Origin of the sequence: Neptunomonas qingdaonensis (assembly GCF_900113275.1) — a bacterium.
Classification (GTDB): domain Bacteria; phylum Pseudomonadota; class Gammaproteobacteria; order Pseudomonadales; family Balneatricaceae; genus Neptunomonas; species Neptunomonas qingdaonensis.
The window spans coordinates 1-21,535 of record NZ_FOOU01000016.1 but is presented as its reverse complement, the minus strand read 5'-3'; the positions used below and the strand labels follow the sequence as shown (position 1 = coordinate 21,535).

Sequence of the window (21,535 nt, the reverse complement as noted above, 5' to 3'; positions counted from 1 at the left end):
TATTCCCTATTCAATCGGTTCGGGTGAGGATGGCCCGGCATTAGCGGCAATTTCCAGCAGATCGTCGTCTTCTGCCGGCAAGGTCTGTTCCAGCAGCGAGTTGATAAACTGTGTCTGTATATTGCTGCCGTCGAAGGCAACCGCCGGGAATTGCCGGGTTCCGCCAGAGAACAGTGGCTGGCTCAGATCCTTATACATATCCATGAGAGTCAGGTTCTCGACACTTAGTCGCTGATAAGTGCTTTGCTGCTGGGATTGATTCAGCGCCTGTGTACCAGATTCAAAGTCTTCTGGTGGCGTAAAGAAAAGAACGACAGGATCCCGGTAACGGGTAACTACTGCATTAGTCCGCACTTCGTTACCGGTCATTGCCAGCCAGAACTCACCATTAGGCGTCACCAATTGGCCATCAAAATACTGTGCCGCCGGATTAATATTATCAAGGCTTAGTATCAGCGCAGAGGATTCAATCTCCAGGTTGCTCTCAACGCGGCCAGCAGCCAATCTTAGATCACCGTCAAACGTTAATGCGCCGCTATTAGTAAATAACTTAGTGATGGACAGCTTGTTGGTGTTTCGAACGGTCAGATCAATCGAATCTGCTGCCAAGCCCTCGAATCCAGTCAAGGATATAGTGGTATTTTCCGAGTTTTTACTGTCTACAGATACATCGATAAGCGCAGATTCCAACGCCAGCGGGCCTTCACCGAAAAGGTCAATTTGATCTATCTCAATTCGTTCGCGAGAAGCAAGCGTCCCTTCATCCAGAACCACTCGCTCAACATGAATACCGCCGTCGATCCACAGGTAAGGATTACCAATCAACTCACCAATTTCCAGATCCCCAGAAACTGACAACTCAACATTGCCATTACCCGCATCAATAAACGGTGAATAGAGACCTCGCTCAGCGACTATCTTAATATCACCAGCCCTCGTTTGAGCCGCCAACCATGGCAAGTCCACCACCAGCGGGCTTCCGATTCCAGTGGCCGCACTCAGGTGGCTCTGGGCATTATCGCCGACAGCCTTGAGGTGCAACAGGCTATCCTCGCGGCCTTCGATTTTAGCGCCGCTGGTAAGGCGCAATGCATCTTCACCGTCCCAGTCCGTCTCTACAAACGATAAAAGCATATCATCACGTGTGTTGATGCTTACCGGCCCGCCTGCGGTGATCCGAGAACCCTGGCCCATTGCTATGCCAGCAGCGACGACAGTCACTTCAGATCCACCATTCACCTCGCTACCTGCCAACAGTTCCAGCAAGTCAGCCGTAATAAAGCCCATCTCGTTGGCACTAACCAGGGACTTTCCGCTGGACAGAGTAATGCCACCGTTAGCCTGCAACACTGCCGCATTGGCAACACTAATATCACCATTAAGCACGGTATCGCCGCCACTCACCATCGTGAGCCGTCCGTCGCTGCTTACCCTACCCAGGCTCACGCCTACAGCACTTGCATTAATCGATAGGTCACCCGCACTGTGGAGCTGCGAATCAGCCGCAAATGCGATACCGAGGCCCGTGAGGCTTGTCGTGCTACTGCGTGAGCTCACCATCGAAGCCGAAGCGGCATTCAACGAGCCAGCGCCAGCATCCAGCGTCACCGTGGTGCCAAGCAGATTTGCTTCAAGATCAATACCGGCATTGGCAGTGACCGTGATCGCTTGTGCGCTCACATTACCTTGAAAGTCAGCCCGTCCCTCGGCCGCATTCAGCGCGTTCGCCACACTGACTGCCAGATCTCCACCCACCTGCAGCTCGTCTAACCTAGCCGATTCGATCGCTGTTAGGGTTAAATCACCGCTGGCGCCCAAACGAGTTCCGGATGCCATCTGCACTCGTTGCGCATCCCCCACCAGCGATCCAGACTGCACATCTATATCGCCATTGAGTATCAGTTCGCCCGTTGCTAGCAGGCCAAGATCACCGTTGCTCACTCGGATGTTGTCACCGGTCAGGGCACCGACAGCCTGCAAGCTTGATGTATTCGCCATCGTCACATCGTTGTTTAGGTCAATATCGCCGCCACTCACCATCGTGAGCGACCCACTGCTGACCCTACCCAGGCTCACGCCTTCAGCACCTGCATTAATTGATAGGTCACCCGCACTGTCGAGCTGCGAATCAGCCGCAAATGCGATACCGAGGCCCGTCAGGCTTGTCGTGCTAGTGCGTGAGCTCACCATCGAAGCCGAAGCGGCATTCAACGAGCCAGCACCGGCATTCAGCGTCACCGTGGTGCCAAGCAGATTTGCTTCAATATCAATACCGGCATTGGCAGTGACCGTGATCGCTTGTGCGCTCACATTACCTTCGAAATCAGCCCGTCCCTCGGCCGCATTCAGCGCGTTCGCCACACTGACTGCCAGATCTCCACCCACCTGCAGCTCGTCTAACCTAGCCGATTCGATCGCTGTTAGGGTTAAATCACCGCTGGTGCCCAAACGAGTTCCGGATGCCATCTGCACCCGTTGCGCATCACCCACCAGCGATCCAGACTGCACACCTATATCTCCATTGAGTATCAGCTCGCCCGTTGCCAACAAGCCAAGATCACCGTTGCTTACTCGCACACTCCCAACAGACAGGTCACCGCCCATGGTTTGCAGAGTCGCTGCTCCGGTACTAATATCCAGCTGCGCCAGATCGATACTAGACGCTTGGATTCGCAGATAATCATCAACAGTAACAGAACCCGAGGAAGTACCGGTTACAGCAGCGTCCACATCCAACTCAAGACTCGCGGCGCGAAGAGCACCAGTGATATCAACATCACCCACTGTAACCAGATCTAGGCGCTGATTAACGAGCATATTGCCCAAAGTCAACGATGGTGTGTTCGTGATATTCAACCAGGCATTACCAGCCGTAACAGTGAGTCCATCGTCGCCTAGCACACTAAGATTGAGCCTGCTATCAGCAGCACCCAGATTAGAGGCGCCCACATTGAGCGTAATTCCGGAGGCCGACATGAACTGATTACTATCGTTAGCCAAAATATCCTGCTCATTAGTGAGCGACAAAACCCCGCCCGCGGCTATTGAACCTACCCGCAGATCGCCACCCGTCTGAGACAGGAATAGATCTGCCGCAGCACCGGCTTGGCGAAGCGCGCCACCCAACTGTAACGATACGGCCTGGCTGGAAGATCCAATATCACCTTGAGTATTCGCCAGAAAAAGATCTCTCGCAGTCAGGTTGATAGCTCCGTCCTGAGCCGAAATCTGGCCATCCACCACGACACGAATGTCGTTAGTGGCCGAGTTCAATGCACCCAGAAGCAGCGAGTTCGCCGCCTCGATATAGATTTCATCCCGGGCTGAAACATTCAGCGCATTCAGAGTATCCACCTTGACTGGGTCAACCTGCCTCACCGTCAACGTTGCTAGTGTATCCGTGACAACTGAGGTGATATCGCCAGGCCCTGCGCTTAACAGTGCTGCCTTCTGGGCATCGGTAACCGATGCCGTATCATCCAGAGGAATACTGAACACCAGATCCGAGAGGTTCTGGCCAACACTGCCGCTACTAGTCAATAATTTTATATTTGGTGCTGTGATGTTGGCCGCACGACCGCTAAGCTGACCTGAGGCATCAGCACTGAGTGCCGCCGCCGAAATGCTGATATCCAGCTGGCTTTGCTTCCAAGTTGCACCGTCGACCATCCGATCATAAATATTGCTACCGGGTGCAATGGTTAAACTGTAATTCTCGTCATAGCTGTCAAACAAACTACCGTAATCAAAACCAGCCAGTATACCTTTTTGCTCCTGGCCGATTGCATCAGTCACATTAGTATAGACTTCGGGCGTCGCCTGCTGGTCCGCAAACCAGCCGTTAAGCGCATCATAGTCAGCCTTAACCAAGGCGGTCAACGCGGTGAGATCTGTCTCACCGTAACGAATCCCGAGCGCATCGACGAAAGCAACATCCAGAGAAAAACCTGCATCGCTGGCATCACTAAGACGCTGCCTGATCAGCCAGTAGCCATTATACTTATTATTGAACTGATTCTCGTAGGCGCTGACATAACGCTCGCCCGCAGAACCATCCAGCAAGTTCAGAGAATCCCAAACCGAAGCTTGGTAGGCCAGCTCTTTTGCCGACTTCGCCTGCTGCCCAATGGCATTGATCAAGTCACCATCGCCCAGACTAATGACCACGCTATTACGAGCATCGATAGCAAGTACCGCCATATCTCCCCTTGCCTGTGAGACTGCTACGTCTCCATCAGACTTCAGTGATACCGCGCCAGTGGACGCCATCCGAATAAATTCGTAACTCGTTGGATCGCTGATCAAACCAACGCGACCAATGCTGCCAGTCTCGCTAGTCAGGTCAACAGTGTCCGCAGAAACCAGTGAACTCGCATCACGGGCCACAATACTCTTATCGACGGTGCCAACAATATCATATCGAGCACTCAACTCACCCAGTGCAACATTATCGCTATTCAGCGCAGAGGCATCGAAGTTCAGGGAGCCTTCACTCGAACGAAGCGACAACTCATTGGTCCGGACCGTCAGCGGCGCAGCGTCCTCTCCAATATTGCCAAAGGCGGTAATGTCGATGACATCCGAGGTGATGACCGCCGCACCGGAATTGGTGAAGTCCGCCTCGGTAGCAATAAAGGTATTACCACGAGGGTTGAAGATATTCCCGGTCAACTGCAGCGATGTCTTTGAATCGATGCCGATGCTGCCAGTCGCCGAACCGGTGAACTCCAGTGCGATTGAGTGATCGGCTTTGACATAAGTCTCGGTACGGACTTGCACCTGCTTTGCGATCGTTATCGCCGGATCTGTAGCGACCAGAAGCGATCCGTAGTATGGCGCATAGCTCAGGTTCCAGGCACTGAAACCGGTCGTTCTCTGGCTGCCGATACTGTACTTGTGCAACAAGTAATCGGTAACAACACCACCTGCGCAAGCCTGTGGCTTGTAGGTACAATTGGTATAATAGTCGGTAAAATTGGGATCCTCGTCTGGATCAGTGGGCCAGTCAGTTGTATACGCCCAGGAGCCTACAGTGCCTGGATACTTGGCGAAGTAGCCATCTGGCGGCAAGTCTACCTCGCGAGCAACTGTGGCAGTTTCGCTGAAGTAATATAACTGCCCGCGAAGCGGATTGTAGCTGGTAGTCGATGTGGTACCTGCGACTCCGAGACTCTCAACATAGTCCGCAGGCGTATAGGCCGTCGCTAGCGCTGTAGTCGTGTAGCGCTCAATCTGGCTGCCCGGGCTATGCACATACCACTGAGATTCGTAGCCGGAACTATTCTCCGAGGTCCTGATTACGGGCTTATTGAGATCGGTAATACGGACAACACCTCTGGGGTCATCGCCCGCGCTAAGAGTGCCCACCACCAACTCTGTATTGGAGTCATTATTGATAGAGATCTGACCCAGACCATCTCTGATCTTGATCCGGCCTTCCTCACCGGTCGAGGTAATCCGTGCGCGGATCTCCGCATAGCCGCCACCACTCACCGGAATGTCATCCACTTCCAGTTTGCCGGTGGCAACGTCGTATTTCAATTCTATACCGGAGGCGCCTGCGGTTTTGCCAATATCAAAATCATAAATATCCGTAAGATAGCGACGACCGTCATGATCAGGAAACAAACTAATGGGTTGATAGTCTGGGTTCTCCCGCCTTACTGTCTTGGTTTCGCCAGGTGTGAAGGTAATCGTATTGCCCGCCGACAGACCAGTATCGCTAATATATCGCTGTATTTCAGCATCAAACCCGCTACCCACATCCACCGACCAGTTGTTGTTTTTACCCACAACGATGGTGCCATTGATATCAAGTCGTGCGGCGTTGATGAGAACCTTCTCGCCAATCACTGATTCAGGCGAAGTGCCGAACCCCGGGGTACCTTTCACCTGATTGTAGGTTGCCGTCTGCGATAACAGCGACTGCTTATTCAAGACAGGTTTAAAGCCCCATTTGGTGCTACCACGGGAGCTGTCATCGCTGAGCATATTGAAAACCAGCGCATCGCCCGCCAAATAATCGTTAGCGTTACTGAAGCCCCAGTTGAAATAAATATTGAGTTTATCTGGCCTGCCAAAATAAGGGTCAGGGGGCAAAACCACGTTCTCGTAACTCAGTGCACGCCCACTGAACCACTCATTGAATCTGGCAAGGTTAGTATCGCCAATTTTGTCTGAGTACTTGGCGTTGAGATAATACTGCACCACCTCTTCGGCGTTCTGGGGTTTCCAGCGGCTCACAAAATTGAGCAGACTGGAAGGCGTACGGGTCAACGCCTGCTCTTCATTGGGGTTGTTCACCAGATATATGCCCGCAACATCCAGTTCAATCGAATTGGCTTCGATGACGCCCTGCTGAATCAAATCGCCCTCACCGACCACGATGTTAACCGTGGATAGCACATTGCTGAGCTTGCCGCTAACGATAACATCGGCGTCAAGCCTGTCGGGGCCAACCGGCTGGTGATTCACATAAATACCGGATTTAAATTGCCCGGTCGTCGTACCCGGAATCAGTGCACCCTGCTGCTTATCAACATGGCTACTGGACAGACTGGTAGCGCCACCGGAAACAAACACATTACCGCCGGTCTTGTTGGCGATTCTGATTTCATTCAGAATCAGATGCTGATCATCCAGATTGTCGATCTCGATGGTGGCATTACCCTTGGCGGTAAACATTGAGGTATTGCCGGCACCCGTCATGCTGATGTCGCCGGCAAGCAGATTGATATTGCCCGCCGAAGCCCGCACATTGGAAACCTCAACCGCAAAATTGGCTACCCCTGAGAGCTGGTTCACAACCCCACTCAACAAGACTTTTTGTGCCTGCAGATCGCCGATTTCAGCGAGGAAGGGGTTGACCCCCGGGGTGCTTGCCGTGACACTGGCTCCACTGCTGGAGCCGGATGTACTACTACCATCAACCGGCGAAACCGTCAGCGTGGTTACGCCGTCCCAAGCCTGCAATAACACAATTTCAGCATCCAGTTCAGCGATATAGTCAGTTTCTGTAGCCGCAGCCTTCAGCCCTGTAAGTTCGGCAATATAGGCGTCGACCTCAGGCTGGGTGCTCAACTCAGCAACCGCTTCACCGACAGACACTCCACTCGTTGTTGTCGCAGAGCCGTCCCAGGCCTGCAGCTCGGTGATTCGTCTGTCCAGATCGTCGATAAACGCCTGCAGCTCAGCACGCGAGGAATATTTCTCATTGAGCTGTTGCGCCTCACCAAACCTGGCCAGGTTGTCGACAATGCGACCACTTTCATCAATTCTCACGTATTGATAAGCGTACTGTCCGGCAGTGATCTGACCCAGATCGCCAAACACCAACTGATTGGTATTGGTAGTGCTGCGGCTGGATCCAAACGTGGTCTCGGCGCTGAACAGTTCAAGATACGGGTTGCGCTCGATTCCGCTATGAGTCGCATTGACCTGCCCCTTGAGAGCACCGATATTGACGTCGCCATCACTACCCAGTTGGTAACTGTCAGCGAAGGACACATTGTTTTCCAGGGTAATTCGACTACGCGCCGTATTACCTGCAGGAATAGGTACTGCCGTCCAATTGTAAACATTGGTTCTGGCATCGGCAAAGATCTGATTCTGGCCCAGCCCGTCGGAACTGCGGCCGGCAAATATATTAATTTCTTCGATTGAATCGATAATGACGCCTTCACCCAGAGTGACGTCATTGTCCACATCAACCGTAGACGTCGAGGTGCCGCCGGCCACGCCCGCGATCGCCCAGACCGTCACATTGGCACTGGCGGCGGCATTACCCTTAGAATAGGTACCCACACCCACTTCGCCGATTCCGTTGAGAAGCTGCACGCCATCATTTAGGGTGACCGAATTACGGGCATTGACGTCAACATCCGACTCGGTACCGGCGCCCTGCAGGGCGCCACCCACTTCGAGGATAGCCTGATCAAAGACAATAAAGTCAGTACTGGCATCGATCGCGATGCGATGATCGGCGGAATTCAGCGATGAGGAAAGAGATGAGACACCGGCAACATCAGCCGAGGAGCTGAGCACTAGGGGAGACACTTTCAAGACTGCATTTTCACCGATATTAACGCGTGCCGACAAACTCTTGATGTTCTGGTAGGACAAGCCCGCGGTCCCATTAGCGCCGCCGCCGCCGCCTGCCCGAATACTGGATTCGAATGAACGGTTAAAAGGTACCTGCACCTGGCGCGCCTTATTCCGCGCATCAATATCAATATCGAAGGCGTCAAAACCCACGTTCTCGCCCAGAGTCACCTGAGTATTGGTGCTGATGTCGACATCAGATTCAGCACCAGAACCACCCACCGCGGAGACCGTCGTGGCATCGGTTCCAGCAAAGAACTCAATGTTGTTCTCAGCCTTAATCACAATATTACCCGCATCAACAGGCAATACCCGATAACCGTCGAACCAGTCATCGATCAGCACCGCAGCGGCAGCATTGCCGTTTTTGTGATTGCCTGCATCGACCACAGAAATTGCGGCGCTGCCCGAAAAGACACCACCGCCACCCGCCGTGGTAAACGCTTGGTTAGCATTGGAACTTGAGGCATCAAGAATTAGATTGCCCGTGCGACCCAGAGTCGCGTTGGGGTCCATACCAAACTCAACCCGGGTCGAGGTATAGGACTGAGCCACACCTGTCTGATAACCCCCTGCCAACGCACCAAAGAAGTAGCCATTGGCGTCACCGTACTGAACACCGGTATGGCGCGCATACACCTCGAAATTAGCATTGGGAATGGTGACATTGTCACCCACGCGAGCGACTGACTCCGACTCGTTGGTAGAACGAGCTTCTGAACCCGCCGCGCCCAGGATAAGCCCTCCGGAGGCCGCCAGCGCCGTAGCATTTGCTGTTTCATAATCAGCATCACTAGCGTCGCCGGTTTCACTGGTTAGGATCACATTGCCATCACCTGTAAAAATAACACCGTCGGTAATCTCTGCTGTGGCTGTGCTATCTGTTGTGGCATAGGCAAAAGAGGCCCCCATGGAGTAACCGCCACTCACCGTAACGCCAAAAGAGTTGGAGTAGAGCTCGGGAACTGACTGCGCAGAAATGCTGGTGACACCAGAGCCTGTACCAATGGTGCCATAGACCGCGGCATTCACGTCAGAGTTGTCTTCAGCGTCAGTAATGACGCCTTGCGCGCCCCCGGCAATACCTCCAGAGAGAGCAAACGCAGTACTCTTGACCATCCCCGAGCTTTCGGCAATCACAGTGATATTGTTATAACCATCAACAGTGCGGCCACTCCTACCCAGCCAGACATCAACATCGCTGTCTTTATTGGCATAGCCATAACTGACACCAACAGCGGTACCACCCAGATTCACACTGGCACCACTGTCGGTTACCACGGTCGGCTTACCCGCTCCAAGATCTCCTGCGCGCAACTCTGTGGTGTCTTTGGCACTGACCGTCAAATCATCGACATCGGTACCCGTGGCTCCGGCGACACCGGCAACCACTTGCTGACGGCTGCGCACATCGAGATAGTTGACCACCGTGGTGAAGCCGCCGAGACCGACCACAAAGGATCTTGCCTCTCCCGCCGCATCTTCTGCCGACAGGTCTTCAATCAAGGCGCCGACGACGACAGAATTTGCGTTCAGGTCTGTATCCACTGTCGCTACATTGATGTCGTACATCCTAGTAATACCCACAACGCCGGCAAAGCCAACGGCGGAAGCCTGGGCTGCACCCAGGCCCTGCAAGGTATGCAGGCGGGTTCGACCGTTGACACTGAGGCTGCCCACATCAATGCGGCCTCCAGAAATTCTCGCAGCTGTCACGCTCTCCCCGTCAATACGCAAGGATTGGCCCGATGCGGTCGTTGTCACTGTTGTCGGCGTGCTGCCATCGGCCACGGTGCTAGCAGGGCCTGCTTCGGCCACGGCCAACTCAGCACTGTCGAGCTGTGTGTTCAAACGCAGATAACCGGATGTCAGTGCATCATTGGCTACAGACCTTGATGGATCAAACTCATCTTCGGCATTAGTGCCGTCTTCGGCGGTGCTATCGCCCTGACCGAACAGTGCCACACCAATACTAACCGCAGCCGCGGCTTGTCCCGCAGCACCGGCAACACTCAGCAGATCAGCCTCACGTTGGGCGGTTGCATCAATATCCAGAAGGCCCGATTGAATATCGGAACCAACAATCTCGCCATAAACCTGGCTGCGCCCCAGAGCAACGTTGGCCACGGCGCCGATACCCACCTTGGCGCCAACGCCGATTCCGAATGCGGCATGATTGGCTCTGAGAATTTCTTGCCCATTAACCGAGACCGTATCCGCCTCGCTCGTGCCATCTTTACTTCGCACTTGGGTTGTATAGGCGTTACCCACGACTTTGCCGTGGATCGCCGCGCGGGTTTCCCCACTAAATTCGGTGACATTGATCATCGCAGCCGCGCCTACGCCACCCGAAACCCCGGCGCCAAAGGCATAACTGTTTACATTTTCAAAACGATCAGCATCAACCGTAACGTCGCTCACCTGCACAACGGTATTGCGTGAATCGTTAGCATCAGACAAGTTATTGCCGATCAATGCGCTACTGTCATCGCCGATTAGATTCACCGCCAAACCAAAACCGATGCCCGCTTTGGGGCCAATACCGGCAGAGCCCGCCGCTACATTCGCTTCCTGACGCCGGTCTGAGGAAACCTCCATGGCATTCGCCACCATAGTACCGCCGCGAAGCCAGGAACGGGTCGAGCCGGATTGTTCGGTAATCACTACCGAGGCAGCACCACCGATGCCGCCATCTCCTGTACCCACCGCGATCCCCGCAGAGACGGCCTGGGCAACCTTGGAAGTATGGGCGCCAATAACCACGGAATCTGCATTAATATTGCTGTCGTCAACCGTCGCTTGTGCTGCCTTCTTCTGGCTGTTGGTAGCCACGCCCCCAACGCCTGCAGAGCCACTGATAGAACCGCCGACTGCTATCGACAGACCTGCCTCATGGGCATTGGCACGCACGCGCACATCTGCGCCAGCAACACCTGAGTTTATCTCTGAACCCGTGACCAGGGCCTCAGCACTGCTGGTTGAAGCATTGGTTGATACGTTGGCCGCAAAGCCTTTTGACGCGCTGGCAGATCCGGCAATGGTAATCGCCTGTTGCTTGGTACGACTGGTAGCATTCACCACCAGTCCACTGGCATCTTCGGTTTCCTTATCCTGATCTATCAGGCTAAAGCCTGTGGTCAGCGCATCGCGATCTACCGGTGCAGCGGTGTCCGCATCATTATCGTCCTCGGTCTGTCCCGAGGTCGATAAATCCGGCAGGGTACCGTAATTCGACAGTTCTCCAGTATCCACCCGCAACACGTTATTACCGTCCGCTCCGCGGGCAGTAACACTGGAGTTATCGATACTGGCTAGGGTTTTGCCATACTCGAGCGTCGTGGAGATCGCTACCGCACCGGCGTTATCGCCCACAGCAAAGCCAATCGAGCCACTACCGACGATATTCACGCTCTTGGCATCCGCATTGACCAGTACATTATTACTAGCCGTCACCGTCGCATCGTCTGCAATACGGGCGGTTACATCACCGTCAATCACACCGGTGCCTACCGAAGCCGCCAACGCATCCTGGCCACCGTTTGCAATGCCAGCATCAATGGTCAATAACCAGTTGTCGCGGGCCGCTCGAATATCCAGGTTGGCCAGATTCAGCGTGGAGCTACCGCGGGTTAAGCCATCGCCAAGCACTTCGGCGGTAACATCGGAATCCACCCGATTAGTAGCAACGGCAATACCGCCGGCATCACCACCCACAGAAAGAGTACCGATCCAGGCCGTGGCCACGCTATCGGTATAGTCATAAGCATGTACGCGGTAGGTATCACCCACCACTGCGACACCATCGGCATCAAGCCCGGTGCCGACATTCTTGATACCCGCCGTGACCAACTGATCCACATTATTGACACCCACAGCACCGGCATAAGCCGCGTCTTCGCTGGCTGAAATACCCACACCGATGGCATTACCCACCAGCAGGTTACTGTCATCCGAGGCTCCGCTGGTCGCTCTCACCAGCACGTCGCCACCGGCCAGCAAATCCGTGTTGGCGATACGCGCACGTGTTTCATGCGCATTGGTACCCACCAGGTTCAGCGCCACCGCCAGCCCCTTGGTGGAAGAAAAACTCGAAGAGTCCGAAGTACTCGCCGCAACCGAGCCGGCCACATTGATCAGATCCATATCATTGGTGGCAGTGACCGCCAGGTTTTCGGTACTGATGCTGCCACTATCAACACCGATCCAGTCACCGACCTCTGCAACCACCTGGTTGTTCAATCGATTCACCGCCACAGACCCAACCCCGGCATTACCGCCGGTAGCTACGCCGACACCCACCGCAACGCTGTACAACAGAGAATCGTCGCGGGCATTAACCGATACCTGATTCGCTCTGTCTCCGGTCGCATTAATCGTGGATGCGTCTAAGCGTGCTGTGGTATCACTTTTTATATCCGTATGAGCGTAGGAAATACCCTTGTTGCTCTTGCCAATTTGCAATAGGCCGGCAACTGCAATGATGCGTTTGCCCTCACTGTCGTACTGGTAAGAACTGCCGGCGCCCTGATCATTGGTAAAAATCTCGGTGCTATCAATCGCCGAAGCACCCGTGAAATCAAAATCGTCATTGACATCACTATCCCCCAGGTCGGTCAGGAGCTGGTCAAGGTCACTGTCCAGTTCACCGCTAGCATTGATTGAGAGCGTGACGACACCCTCAATATCGGTGGTATCGACCAGAGCTTTGGTGTCAGCCCCAATCACACCAACCGCAAAACTACCGGCATAGCCCGCTGAATTTGCAACGCCCTGGTAGCCACCACCCGCCGCACCGATACCAATGTGATTAAGCGCTGATGCGGTCACCGTTACATCATTGAAATTGGTGATAGCACTGCGATTCGTGTCAATACCTGCGATTACCGCTTCGACCGCTGCGCCACCATAGACATCATTAATATCTTCGTTCTCGGTAGCACTGAGGTTACTATCAGAATCGGGGTTAAGCCCAGCGAGGATAGCTGACGGATCATTGATTTCGGCAAAGGTAATTGCCAAACCACCACCACTTTTACCACCGAGATAAAGGGAACCGCCACCTACGCCCACAGAGGCATTGTTATAAGCCGATACTTCCAGACTCTCGTCGCCATCGTCATTGCTCTCGATCGTGCTACCCTCTATTCGGGCCGAGGTACCATCGTAAATCTGGGCACCCGAAACAGACAGGGCGCCATTGCGGGTTGTAGTTTCAGCCTGCGGGGCTTTGGTGACCGCAACCGACAGACCAATAGAAACCAGTTCACCGCCGTGGACTGCCTGCACGGTCACCTCATCAGCATTGGAAATCACCGAACCCTCAATCCAGGCCAGAGTATCGTTAAAGCTGATTTGGTAAGCGATCGCACCGGCAATGGTATTCTGAGTCGCCGGAGGATTCTGCGAACCGCTCATCCAGGACAGGGCGGCCGAGCCTGAAGCAGATACAGAGACCGCATTTTCCAGGGCCTGTACAGAAACATCGACGTCGCTGTCGTTCCTGCCCTGGATCACCGCATCATCAATAATGGCTTTCGAATCGATGTTATTGAACACCACTGAAAAACTACCGGCGCCAGCAAGCCCGGTCTTATTTTCATCGATTGTAGGGGTGCTGTTGCCAGAAGCCGCACTATCGGTTTTTGCAGCACCTGCAGCACCGGATACCGAAGCATCTCCACTACCCGAGGCTGCACCCTGCTGAGCGTCGGCTGTTTTCTTGCCCAAGGGCGACCAGCGTTGTTCAAACTTCTCGGCGATTCCCGGCGTGCCGCTATCTTCCTTACTGAGCGCCCCTGCCAGAGCTAGCGCACCATTGCTGCCGGAAGCACGCGATCTAACAGTGACGTTATTGACAATAACAGCACGTGGATCAGGCACTGGAGACGTGGGCGAAGTGGGTTCTGGCTGGGTATCGTTTACAAAGCCACTCGCAAAATCGACTTTTGCTGCTTCCTCACTATTGTCGCCTATGAACGCCTTGGTATCACCCTGAGTAATATTAATAGCAACGGCAACACCCACGGCAGAGTCCTCAGCTTTGTTTACCGCTCCGGCTGCCGACCAGTTGCCAAAATCATAATCGGCTAACACTGATAATTCACCGGCCGTAATTCTTGCCTGATTACTCAAAGATGCATGGGTCAGCACCTCATTATTCAAAATCGCCAACACACCGTTGAAGCCCATACCTTTACCCGCGCCGGAAGACGGCGCAATCAGGACGTGGCGCTCATCAGTAAATGCGCTGATACCGACATTGCCATTTGCCGTCACCGTAGATTCACCGATACCAGCCACGGTATTGACGTTCTGCTGTACAAAACTGACGCCTGCGCCAATCATTTTGCCCTGCTCATTGGTACCGACCCCATTGGGAATAAGCCCCAGAGTTCCAAGATTACCGGCCAGATTAATGCTTTCGTTCAGCGTATAGGCACGAACATCGACTGAGCTATTAAAGTTAAAATCGTAAGTGATCTGCTTAAAGGGCTTAGAGTCGTCCAGAATACCCGGGGCTTCCAGACTGCCGGGCAGAATACGCCGAGCCGACCAATCCCCACTCCCGGTTGTTGTAATCGTCGCGTTATCGCCGATCCAGGCCTTAGTATCCAGATCGTTAGCAACCACATTCAGCGATCCCCCCGTTGCGTCTTTATCTGCCGAGGCTCCGGCATTGGCGAACGTCGTGAGGATGTTATTCTGCAATCCAAGCACACCGGTTAATTTATTGAGCACCGACGAGATAGAATCCCACTTGTCGTAGGTAGAAACTGCAGGAAGCTTATAACTCGCTGAAACGCCCAGAGCTGAAGCGTTAATCTCAACATAATCACCAATCTCGGCGACCGAATCGCCGCTATTGATCGCAAGGTTGATTGCAAGAGCCAGACTTTCATCAGCGGGTTTGGTTTGACTTCCACCCCCTGCTGCTGCACTGGGAGAGGAAATCGCAGTTTCTGCCGAGGTTCTCCATGCACCCTGATCATCGCCGTGGGCCGCGTTATCATTACCTCCGGCGATGGTTGCGTTGTCTGTGCCCAGATCGACAGCACTGGCCACCAGGATATTACCGGAAGCATGGACACTTGGCGCATCCAATTGCCCTGCCGTATTGGTCCCAAGATAACTGTATGCCTCATGGTCTGACAGGTTCAGCGTGAAGGCCAAACCACCCTTGAAGGGAATTTTTCCACTGCTATCCGCTGGCGTTTGCTGGTCACCAGCAAAGAGCTTAATCAGCGAGTCGGCCCCGCCCTGTACAGCCGAAACTGTAGTGACCAGCGGGCGAAATACAGTTCGCGCCGCTAAATTACTGCCGATGGTCACCGCCGACTTCACTTGCTGGTTTACAGTACGATCAAGAGCGGTAATGCTTACGTTACCCACTGGATCGGTAACGCTGCCCAGGCTGGCACCCAGCTGCGCCGTCGCATTGGTCTCAAAATCACCGACTGCTACTGCGACGCCCCATTCCGTATTCCTCAGCCCCGTTGCGTTAGCTGATACTGTGTAAGAGTTCTGGTTTTCAGCAGACAACACCAAATTTTCCGCCGCCAGGGTACTTCCAGACTCAATGATGGCCGTTGAACTCACATCAGACTCACCGATGGCCAAGGCCAGTACCGCCTTATTCGCCGTGGTCGACACAATGTCCAGCGCACTGCCCAGCAAGTAGGCTTCGTTGTGTGCCGTCACGGTCAAATCACCACCGGCCTCAACTATGGCACCACTCTTTATTCTTGCTGAACTTGTCGCGTTGCTGCTGTTGTAGGTTGCCGCCAATGAGGCACTACCACTAACGCCGGCTTGAGAAGTGGCAATAGAGGTCGATTCACTTAAGGCGAGGGCCTGGCTGCCCAGAGTGATATCAGCGTCAGAGTAGAGCTGGCCACCGACAGAAATACTGGCATCTGCATCAGCTTGCATGACATAGACACTCGCACCAGCGAATGTTCCCGCGACCAGGTTGGTTGCCAAACCTGCACCCGGCTGATCAATGAACGAGGAGGAAGCATCACTGTGCGCAGTGATGGTGATATTTGCAGCTCGGATCTCTCCGTCCACAATCACTTGAGTATCTGCTGTCGCAACACCAAAGCCCAATGCTTGCTGCGCACTGGCTGTAATCTCAACATCGCCGCCCGTCTCAATGGCGCGATTAATCTGAACATCATCGCCCGTACCATCAACCAACGCACCTTGCTGTCGCGTATCAAGCTCTCCATCCCCACCCACCGATATCTTGGGTGCCGTGATCGTGATGCCACCATCAGCTAGCAAACTTCCGTCTAGGGAGACATCATAAGCATCGCCCGATGCACCACCGGCCGACGCGATACTGATAGTACCGCCGTTTTGTTTCAACTCGGTCGGAGGGGTGTAATCACCTAGATTTACCGCCGTTGCAGCCCAAGGATTACCAGCAATAACCACACCATTGGTCCCAACAACAACCTCTTGACCATTCAATTGGACTCCGGTTTTCGCGTTGATCTTACCATCAATGGTGATCACACCCGTTGATGATATCGACTTCACCTCATCGAGTGTCACCGAACCGCTGATCAAGTTGTCTATATCACTACTGCTAGGGGTTCGCACTGTGAGCCCACCCACATTAACCACACCCTCCGGGCCCACCAGAAAGCCATGTGAGCTGGCAAACACAACATCCCCACCCAGTGCACCGCTCTTATAGCTGTTGAGAGTGCCATGCACCTCGGGAGTACTGTCTTTGACAATATTGACCAGTTTGGAAACATCACCGGGAACGATCAGGTTGACAGTATTGCCATTGCCCACCACAAAATGTTGAAAAACATTGACGGCATTACCGTTGACGCGATTATTATCGTTGACTAAGCTAGTTGTACCAGCAGGGCCAATCGTTTTGATAACGGTGCTTGAATCCTCGACAATATTGTGCGGCGTGGCAGCCACCGCCTGCATCGCGCCAGCTGACAGCACGGCCATCCACAGAGGCGCCTTCAGTCTATGAGGCTCGGCTAAATTAATGCACTGGGCAACTGCTACAGCAATCTTGCTACGAGGATATTCCATGGCGTATAGCTTTCCTTCACTGCATCGCAGCGTGTAGTTTTTCGCGCTAACTAACCGCGGATTTTTTAATTATTATGTGGTGAACTTAACGGGTGTCCAGTTGCTCACCCAACTGCCTGAGAGCGCCAAGCGAATGCAAATGAGCGTAAGCCCAGGCAATAAATCCTTCTTTAAACCAATCACTTACAACATCATCAGTTAGGCTTTCCAGCTTTTTCTCATCAATAACGAATAAACCATCCATGCGCAAGGGCTGCTTGTCCGCCGTCATTATTTGTAGCCTGAAAGGGGTAAGCAACTCCTGCTCAGTCAGGGCATCACAAAACTCTCTGCTCCGCTGATGCTCAACGTCAAAGTTCGTCACGAACTCTATAATATTATCGAGGGTTTTTGTGTTGGCGCCTTCTTCGTCAAAAAGCGGCTCTCCATCGTCCACATTAAACCCCGCATAATCCTGATCAAAACAAATGTTTTTATCGTCAGTCAGGGCAAATGGATAGCGACGAATAAAAGCCGGTGTGTAGTTACCTTTCCACTGTCCGCTGTCATTCAACTGGTCATGACCTTCATTTCTAAGCGAAAGCAAAGCGATAGGAAAATAGGCACCCGATTCATCGCGACTAAATAAAATTGGCATATCGCGACTAGCCTCAAAGAACTCAATACCCAATACAGGCACCGAGTTAACATCACGCGAAAAACTCAGATCGGTTACAGCGAGGAAGTTTAAATCTTTATGATTTTCCCGGTTTAAAATTTCTGGTTTAGTGTAAAACAACAGTTCAGCCATTTTTATACCGTCATAAATGATTGATATAGATCATTATAATTTTAAATACAATACCCCACGCTGACACAAAAACCTAATGTTTATGACCCCTCAGTTTTCTGTGAAACTATTTAGAGCTAAAAAGAAAGGAATTGTATTAGCAGAAAGTAGACCGTTGTCGCAACAGATCCAAATGCCCATAGGCCTACCAACAAAGGGTGGACAGATCACCAAGATAAACCAGCCCCAGCTAGCAATGAGTTGCTATGGGTAACTACCGGATAGATAAGTTAGGTACTAACAGCATTAAATAATCAGCCCACCTGGTTATTTAAATAAAACCGGCCAGATCTCCTCAAAACATGCTGAACGCTTTACGATCAGCATATCCACACTTGATATTAACGCCCTGTTTATCCAATATTAAGCTATTCTAATTAATTATCTTATAACAACGAACTCAACTCTAAGAGGCACCCTCCATGGAATGGACATCCATATTCCCCGCCCATACCCCCACAACTGAACAGTTGCTAGCGTTGAGTCAGTGGTCCGGCGCAAATAATAACATCGGACTCGACACCTCTTTAGATTGGAAGAGTGACCTGTGCGGTAACTGGTTACGAGGGATGCAGCAGCATTATCAACAACTGGATAGCCTAAACCGGAGGCTACCCGATAACTCGATAGCCGCATTTAATTTGCAGATGACACAGCAATGGATGCAAACCTTTCTGTTTGATCCTGTTAGAAATAAAGCAAAACAAGCAGTATTAAACCGAACAGATCCAGACCTGTTTAAACAGCAGAACATTGATATCGAAACCCAATATGCCAAGCTCACAGGAGAGCTCTGCCAACAGTGCTTTGAGAACGACAAATTCTCCCCGACCCGGGCCGCTAAGATATTCACTGATCCGCTACAAAGCCAACTATTCTACTTTCGCCTGATCAAGCTTGCTGCGCTGGAATACCAATACAATAGCCTCGGCCTGACTCGCCTGACAGCACAAAAAGAGCTACTGACCAGCCTGCTTATATTGATAACCGGCACACCGACCACAGATCCACAACCCTATCGCAAATATGACAACAACCAACCACTCGATAGCTTTGACGAATATCTGGCTAAGTGCCAGCTCCGATTAGAAAAACTGTATCAGCAACAAGCCTTTGATCTGCTGTATTTCAGCGAGCACTCCCCAGCCGCTAAGCTAGGCTGTTGTGATTACAGCGTTGTTAAAGATTCGTCATTGCACGGAGTACAGCTACGCTACTACCCGAGCCAATCAAAAAACGCTGATAAAAAACCCATTATCTATCTCAGCAGCCCCTTAATAAATCGTGCTGATATTTTTGATTTGTCACCAGGAAAATCGGTTATCGAAGGCCTGATATCCAACGGACATCACGTTTATCTGGTTGATTATAGCCAGGCGGGGGATCAAGACACCGGGCAAGGACTCGATTTCTTTGGCAAACAGATTCATGACCGCTATCTGAATCTGATCCAGCAACAATATCCAGAACAAAAGATCCACGCGATGGGTTACTGTATGGGGGGCACCCTGTTTGTTACCTATCTGGCCCGACGGGCTGAAGAGCGCCAAGCACAAGGTCTGGCGATGGATATCACTAAGTTAGTTCTGATGGCTACACCCATATTGTTTGATGACGCGGGCAGCGGCCATGGACCGATGCGGGAGCTGATCCGAACCCGTTATGACAAGGAAATGATTAGCCAGATATTTGATGGCAGCAACATCCCACCACAGCTAATCGAAGCAGGTATGCACCAGATTCAACCCGGAGTACGCTATACCGTCAGCCACGGTTTCTATGAACGAGCCTCATTCGACGGCGCCATTGAGGATGCAGCACCTTTCCTCAACTGGCTAAATCACGGCACACGTTTTCCGGCTCGAGCGCACCAAGAATGGATCGAAAACATATTTACAGATAACCAGATATGGCGAGACAAATACTGCTTATCTTCAAGTATACCGGCGCTGGATGGTAAGCCGGTCGACATGCACGCCCTGACCCGGGCCGGCGTCCAGTTAATGGATTATCGTGGGCTACGTGACCCTATCTCTCCTGCGGGATCCTGCATTGCCAGTGAGAACTGGGGAGTCGATCATGGTGGCAACAGTGAAACCACAGACGGTCTGAATCGGACCATTGAAAAGAACATCGGCCATATCTTTGTCGTCAGCCGTAAACTGCTAAGCGAATATCTGGAACACGCACTGCATTTCTACAACAGCAAAGGCTAGCTACTTCATTTACAACGAAAAAAGGCCTCTGAAAGAGGCCTCTTGAAACTTGAATATAGATACCTTAAGCCATGATATTATGACCTGCATCGACAAATAGCTGACTACCCGTCTGGCTAGAAGCCCAATCACTAATCAAAAACGCTGTTAAACGACCGACATCTTCAGGGCTACCTAAGCGATGCAACGGGGAACGACTTACAGCGTCATTCATTAAGCCATCAAAGTCTGCAATACCAGAGCCCGCACGAGTAGGCATTGGGCCTGGTGACACTGAGTGCACCCGGATTCCATATTCCCCAAGCTCCGATGCCATATAGCGAACAGAGCTCTCCAGCGCCGCTTTAACCGGCCCCATCATGCCATAATGATCCACCACCTTCTCTGAGCCGTAATAAGTCATGGTGATTAATGCGCCACCATTTTCTTTCATTAAAGGCTCAGCCAAGCGCGCGGTACGAATAAACGAATGACAAGAGATATCCATTGCCATAGCAAAGCCTTCAGAGGATGAGTCAACCAAACGGCCATGCAATTCATCTAAGGGTGACCACGCTATTGAGTGAACGACAAAATCTATCGTACCCCACTGCTTTTGGGCTTCATCAAAAACAGACTCAAGCTCTCCGGCCTTACTCACATCGCAAGGAAGAAACAATGTGGTTGATAACTTTTCTGCTAAAGGAGCCACAAAAGGTTTAGATTTCTCATTAAGATAGGTAATACAAAGCTCAGCACCCAATCCACTTAACACTTCCGCACATCCATATGCAATGGAATGACGATTTGCAATACCTAATATGACTCCACGTTTACCTTCCAAGGAAAAAGGAATACTCATTTTTTAAACTCCTAAAAGACGAGAATGCTGCAATGCAATATAGACCAAAGTACATCAACCGCAAGTCAATATCATTACTTTTTTCTTAGAATCCAGTATTTATTAGTGCAGCGCACAAAATCGAAATACGGAGTTTAATTTCTCACAGGCATAAAAAAACCCCGATCACAGCGTGATCGGGGTTTCTCTAATAGGTGCTTGGCAATGACCTACTCTCACATGGGGAAACCCCACACTACCATCGGCGCTAAAACGTTTCACTGCTGAGTTCGGGATGGGATCAGGTGGTTCCATTTCGCTATGGTCGCCAAGCGTAAACTGTCACAACGAGGATTTGATGAATGTTTTTGGTTGGTATCTTTTGTGTTTGTCTGTGTTAACAAGCGCTAGTAACTTTATCTTTTACGGTGATGCCTACTTCATTCAGCGTCACAACATGCTTCCCACACGCCTTTGGCGTTATATGGTCAAGCCTCACGAGCAATT

The 21,535-nt window shown here is 52.1% G+C and carries 4 protein-coding genes and 1 rRNA gene; 1 reads left to right on the top strand and 4 read right to left on the bottom strand.

Annotated features, from left to right (window positions below):
* Positions 1 to 6 precede the first annotated feature (6 nt).
* Positions 7 to 17,163, bottom strand: a complete 17,157-nt coding sequence (locus tag BM099_RS17480) for a leukotoxin LktA family filamentous adhesin (RefSeq protein ID WP_090729975.1) — start codon at positions 17,161 to 17,163, stop codon at positions 7 to 9.
* Positions 17,164 to 17,248: 85 nt separating this feature from the next.
* Positions 17,249 to 17,953 (bottom strand): SapC family protein, encoded by a 705-nt coding sequence (locus BM099_RS17475; protein WP_090729973.1) that lies wholly within the window; start codon positions 17,951 to 17,953, stop codon positions 17,249 to 17,251.
* A 461-nt stretch (positions 17,954 to 18,414) separates the two neighbouring features.
* Between BM099_RS17475 and BM099_RS17470 the strand changes: the two genes are divergently transcribed.
* On the top strand, positions 18,415 to 20,208 hold the full coding sequence (locus BM099_RS17470; protein WP_090729971.1) for an alpha/beta fold hydrolase: 1,794 nt from the start codon (positions 18,415 to 18,417) through the stop codon (positions 20,206 to 20,208).
* A 64-nt stretch (positions 20,209 to 20,272) separates the two neighbouring features.
* Here the strand turns inward: BM099_RS17470 and fabI are convergent, their stop codons facing one another.
* Positions 20,273 to 21,049, bottom strand: coding sequence for an enoyl-ACP reductase FabI (fabI, locus tag BM099_RS17465; protein WP_090729968.1), 777 nt, complete (start codon positions 21,047 to 21,049; stop codon positions 20,273 to 20,275).
* A 196-nt stretch (positions 21,050 to 21,245) separates the two neighbouring features.
* Positions 21,246 to 21,361, bottom strand: a 5S ribosomal RNA gene (gene rrf, locus BM099_RS17460).
* Between the last annotated feature and the right edge of the window lie 174 nt (positions 21,362 to 21,535).

Excerpts from the sequence above, each read along its gene's own strand:
- fabI (WP_090729968.1), bottom strand. The coding sequence starts at position 21,049 with ATGAGTATTCCTTTTTCCTTGGAAGGTAAACGTGGAGTCATATTAGGT.
- BM099_RS17470 (WP_090729971.1), top strand. The coding sequence starts at position 18,415 with ATGGAATGGACATCCATATTCCCCGCCCATACCCCCACAACTGAACAG.
- BM099_RS17480 (WP_090729975.1), bottom strand. The coding sequence starts at position 17,163 with ATGGAATATCCTCGTAGCAAGATTGCTGTAGCAGTTGCCCAGTGCATT.
- BM099_RS17475 (WP_090729973.1), bottom strand. The coding sequence starts at position 17,953 with ATGGCTGAACTGTTGTTTTACACTAAACCAGAAATTTTAAACCGGGAA.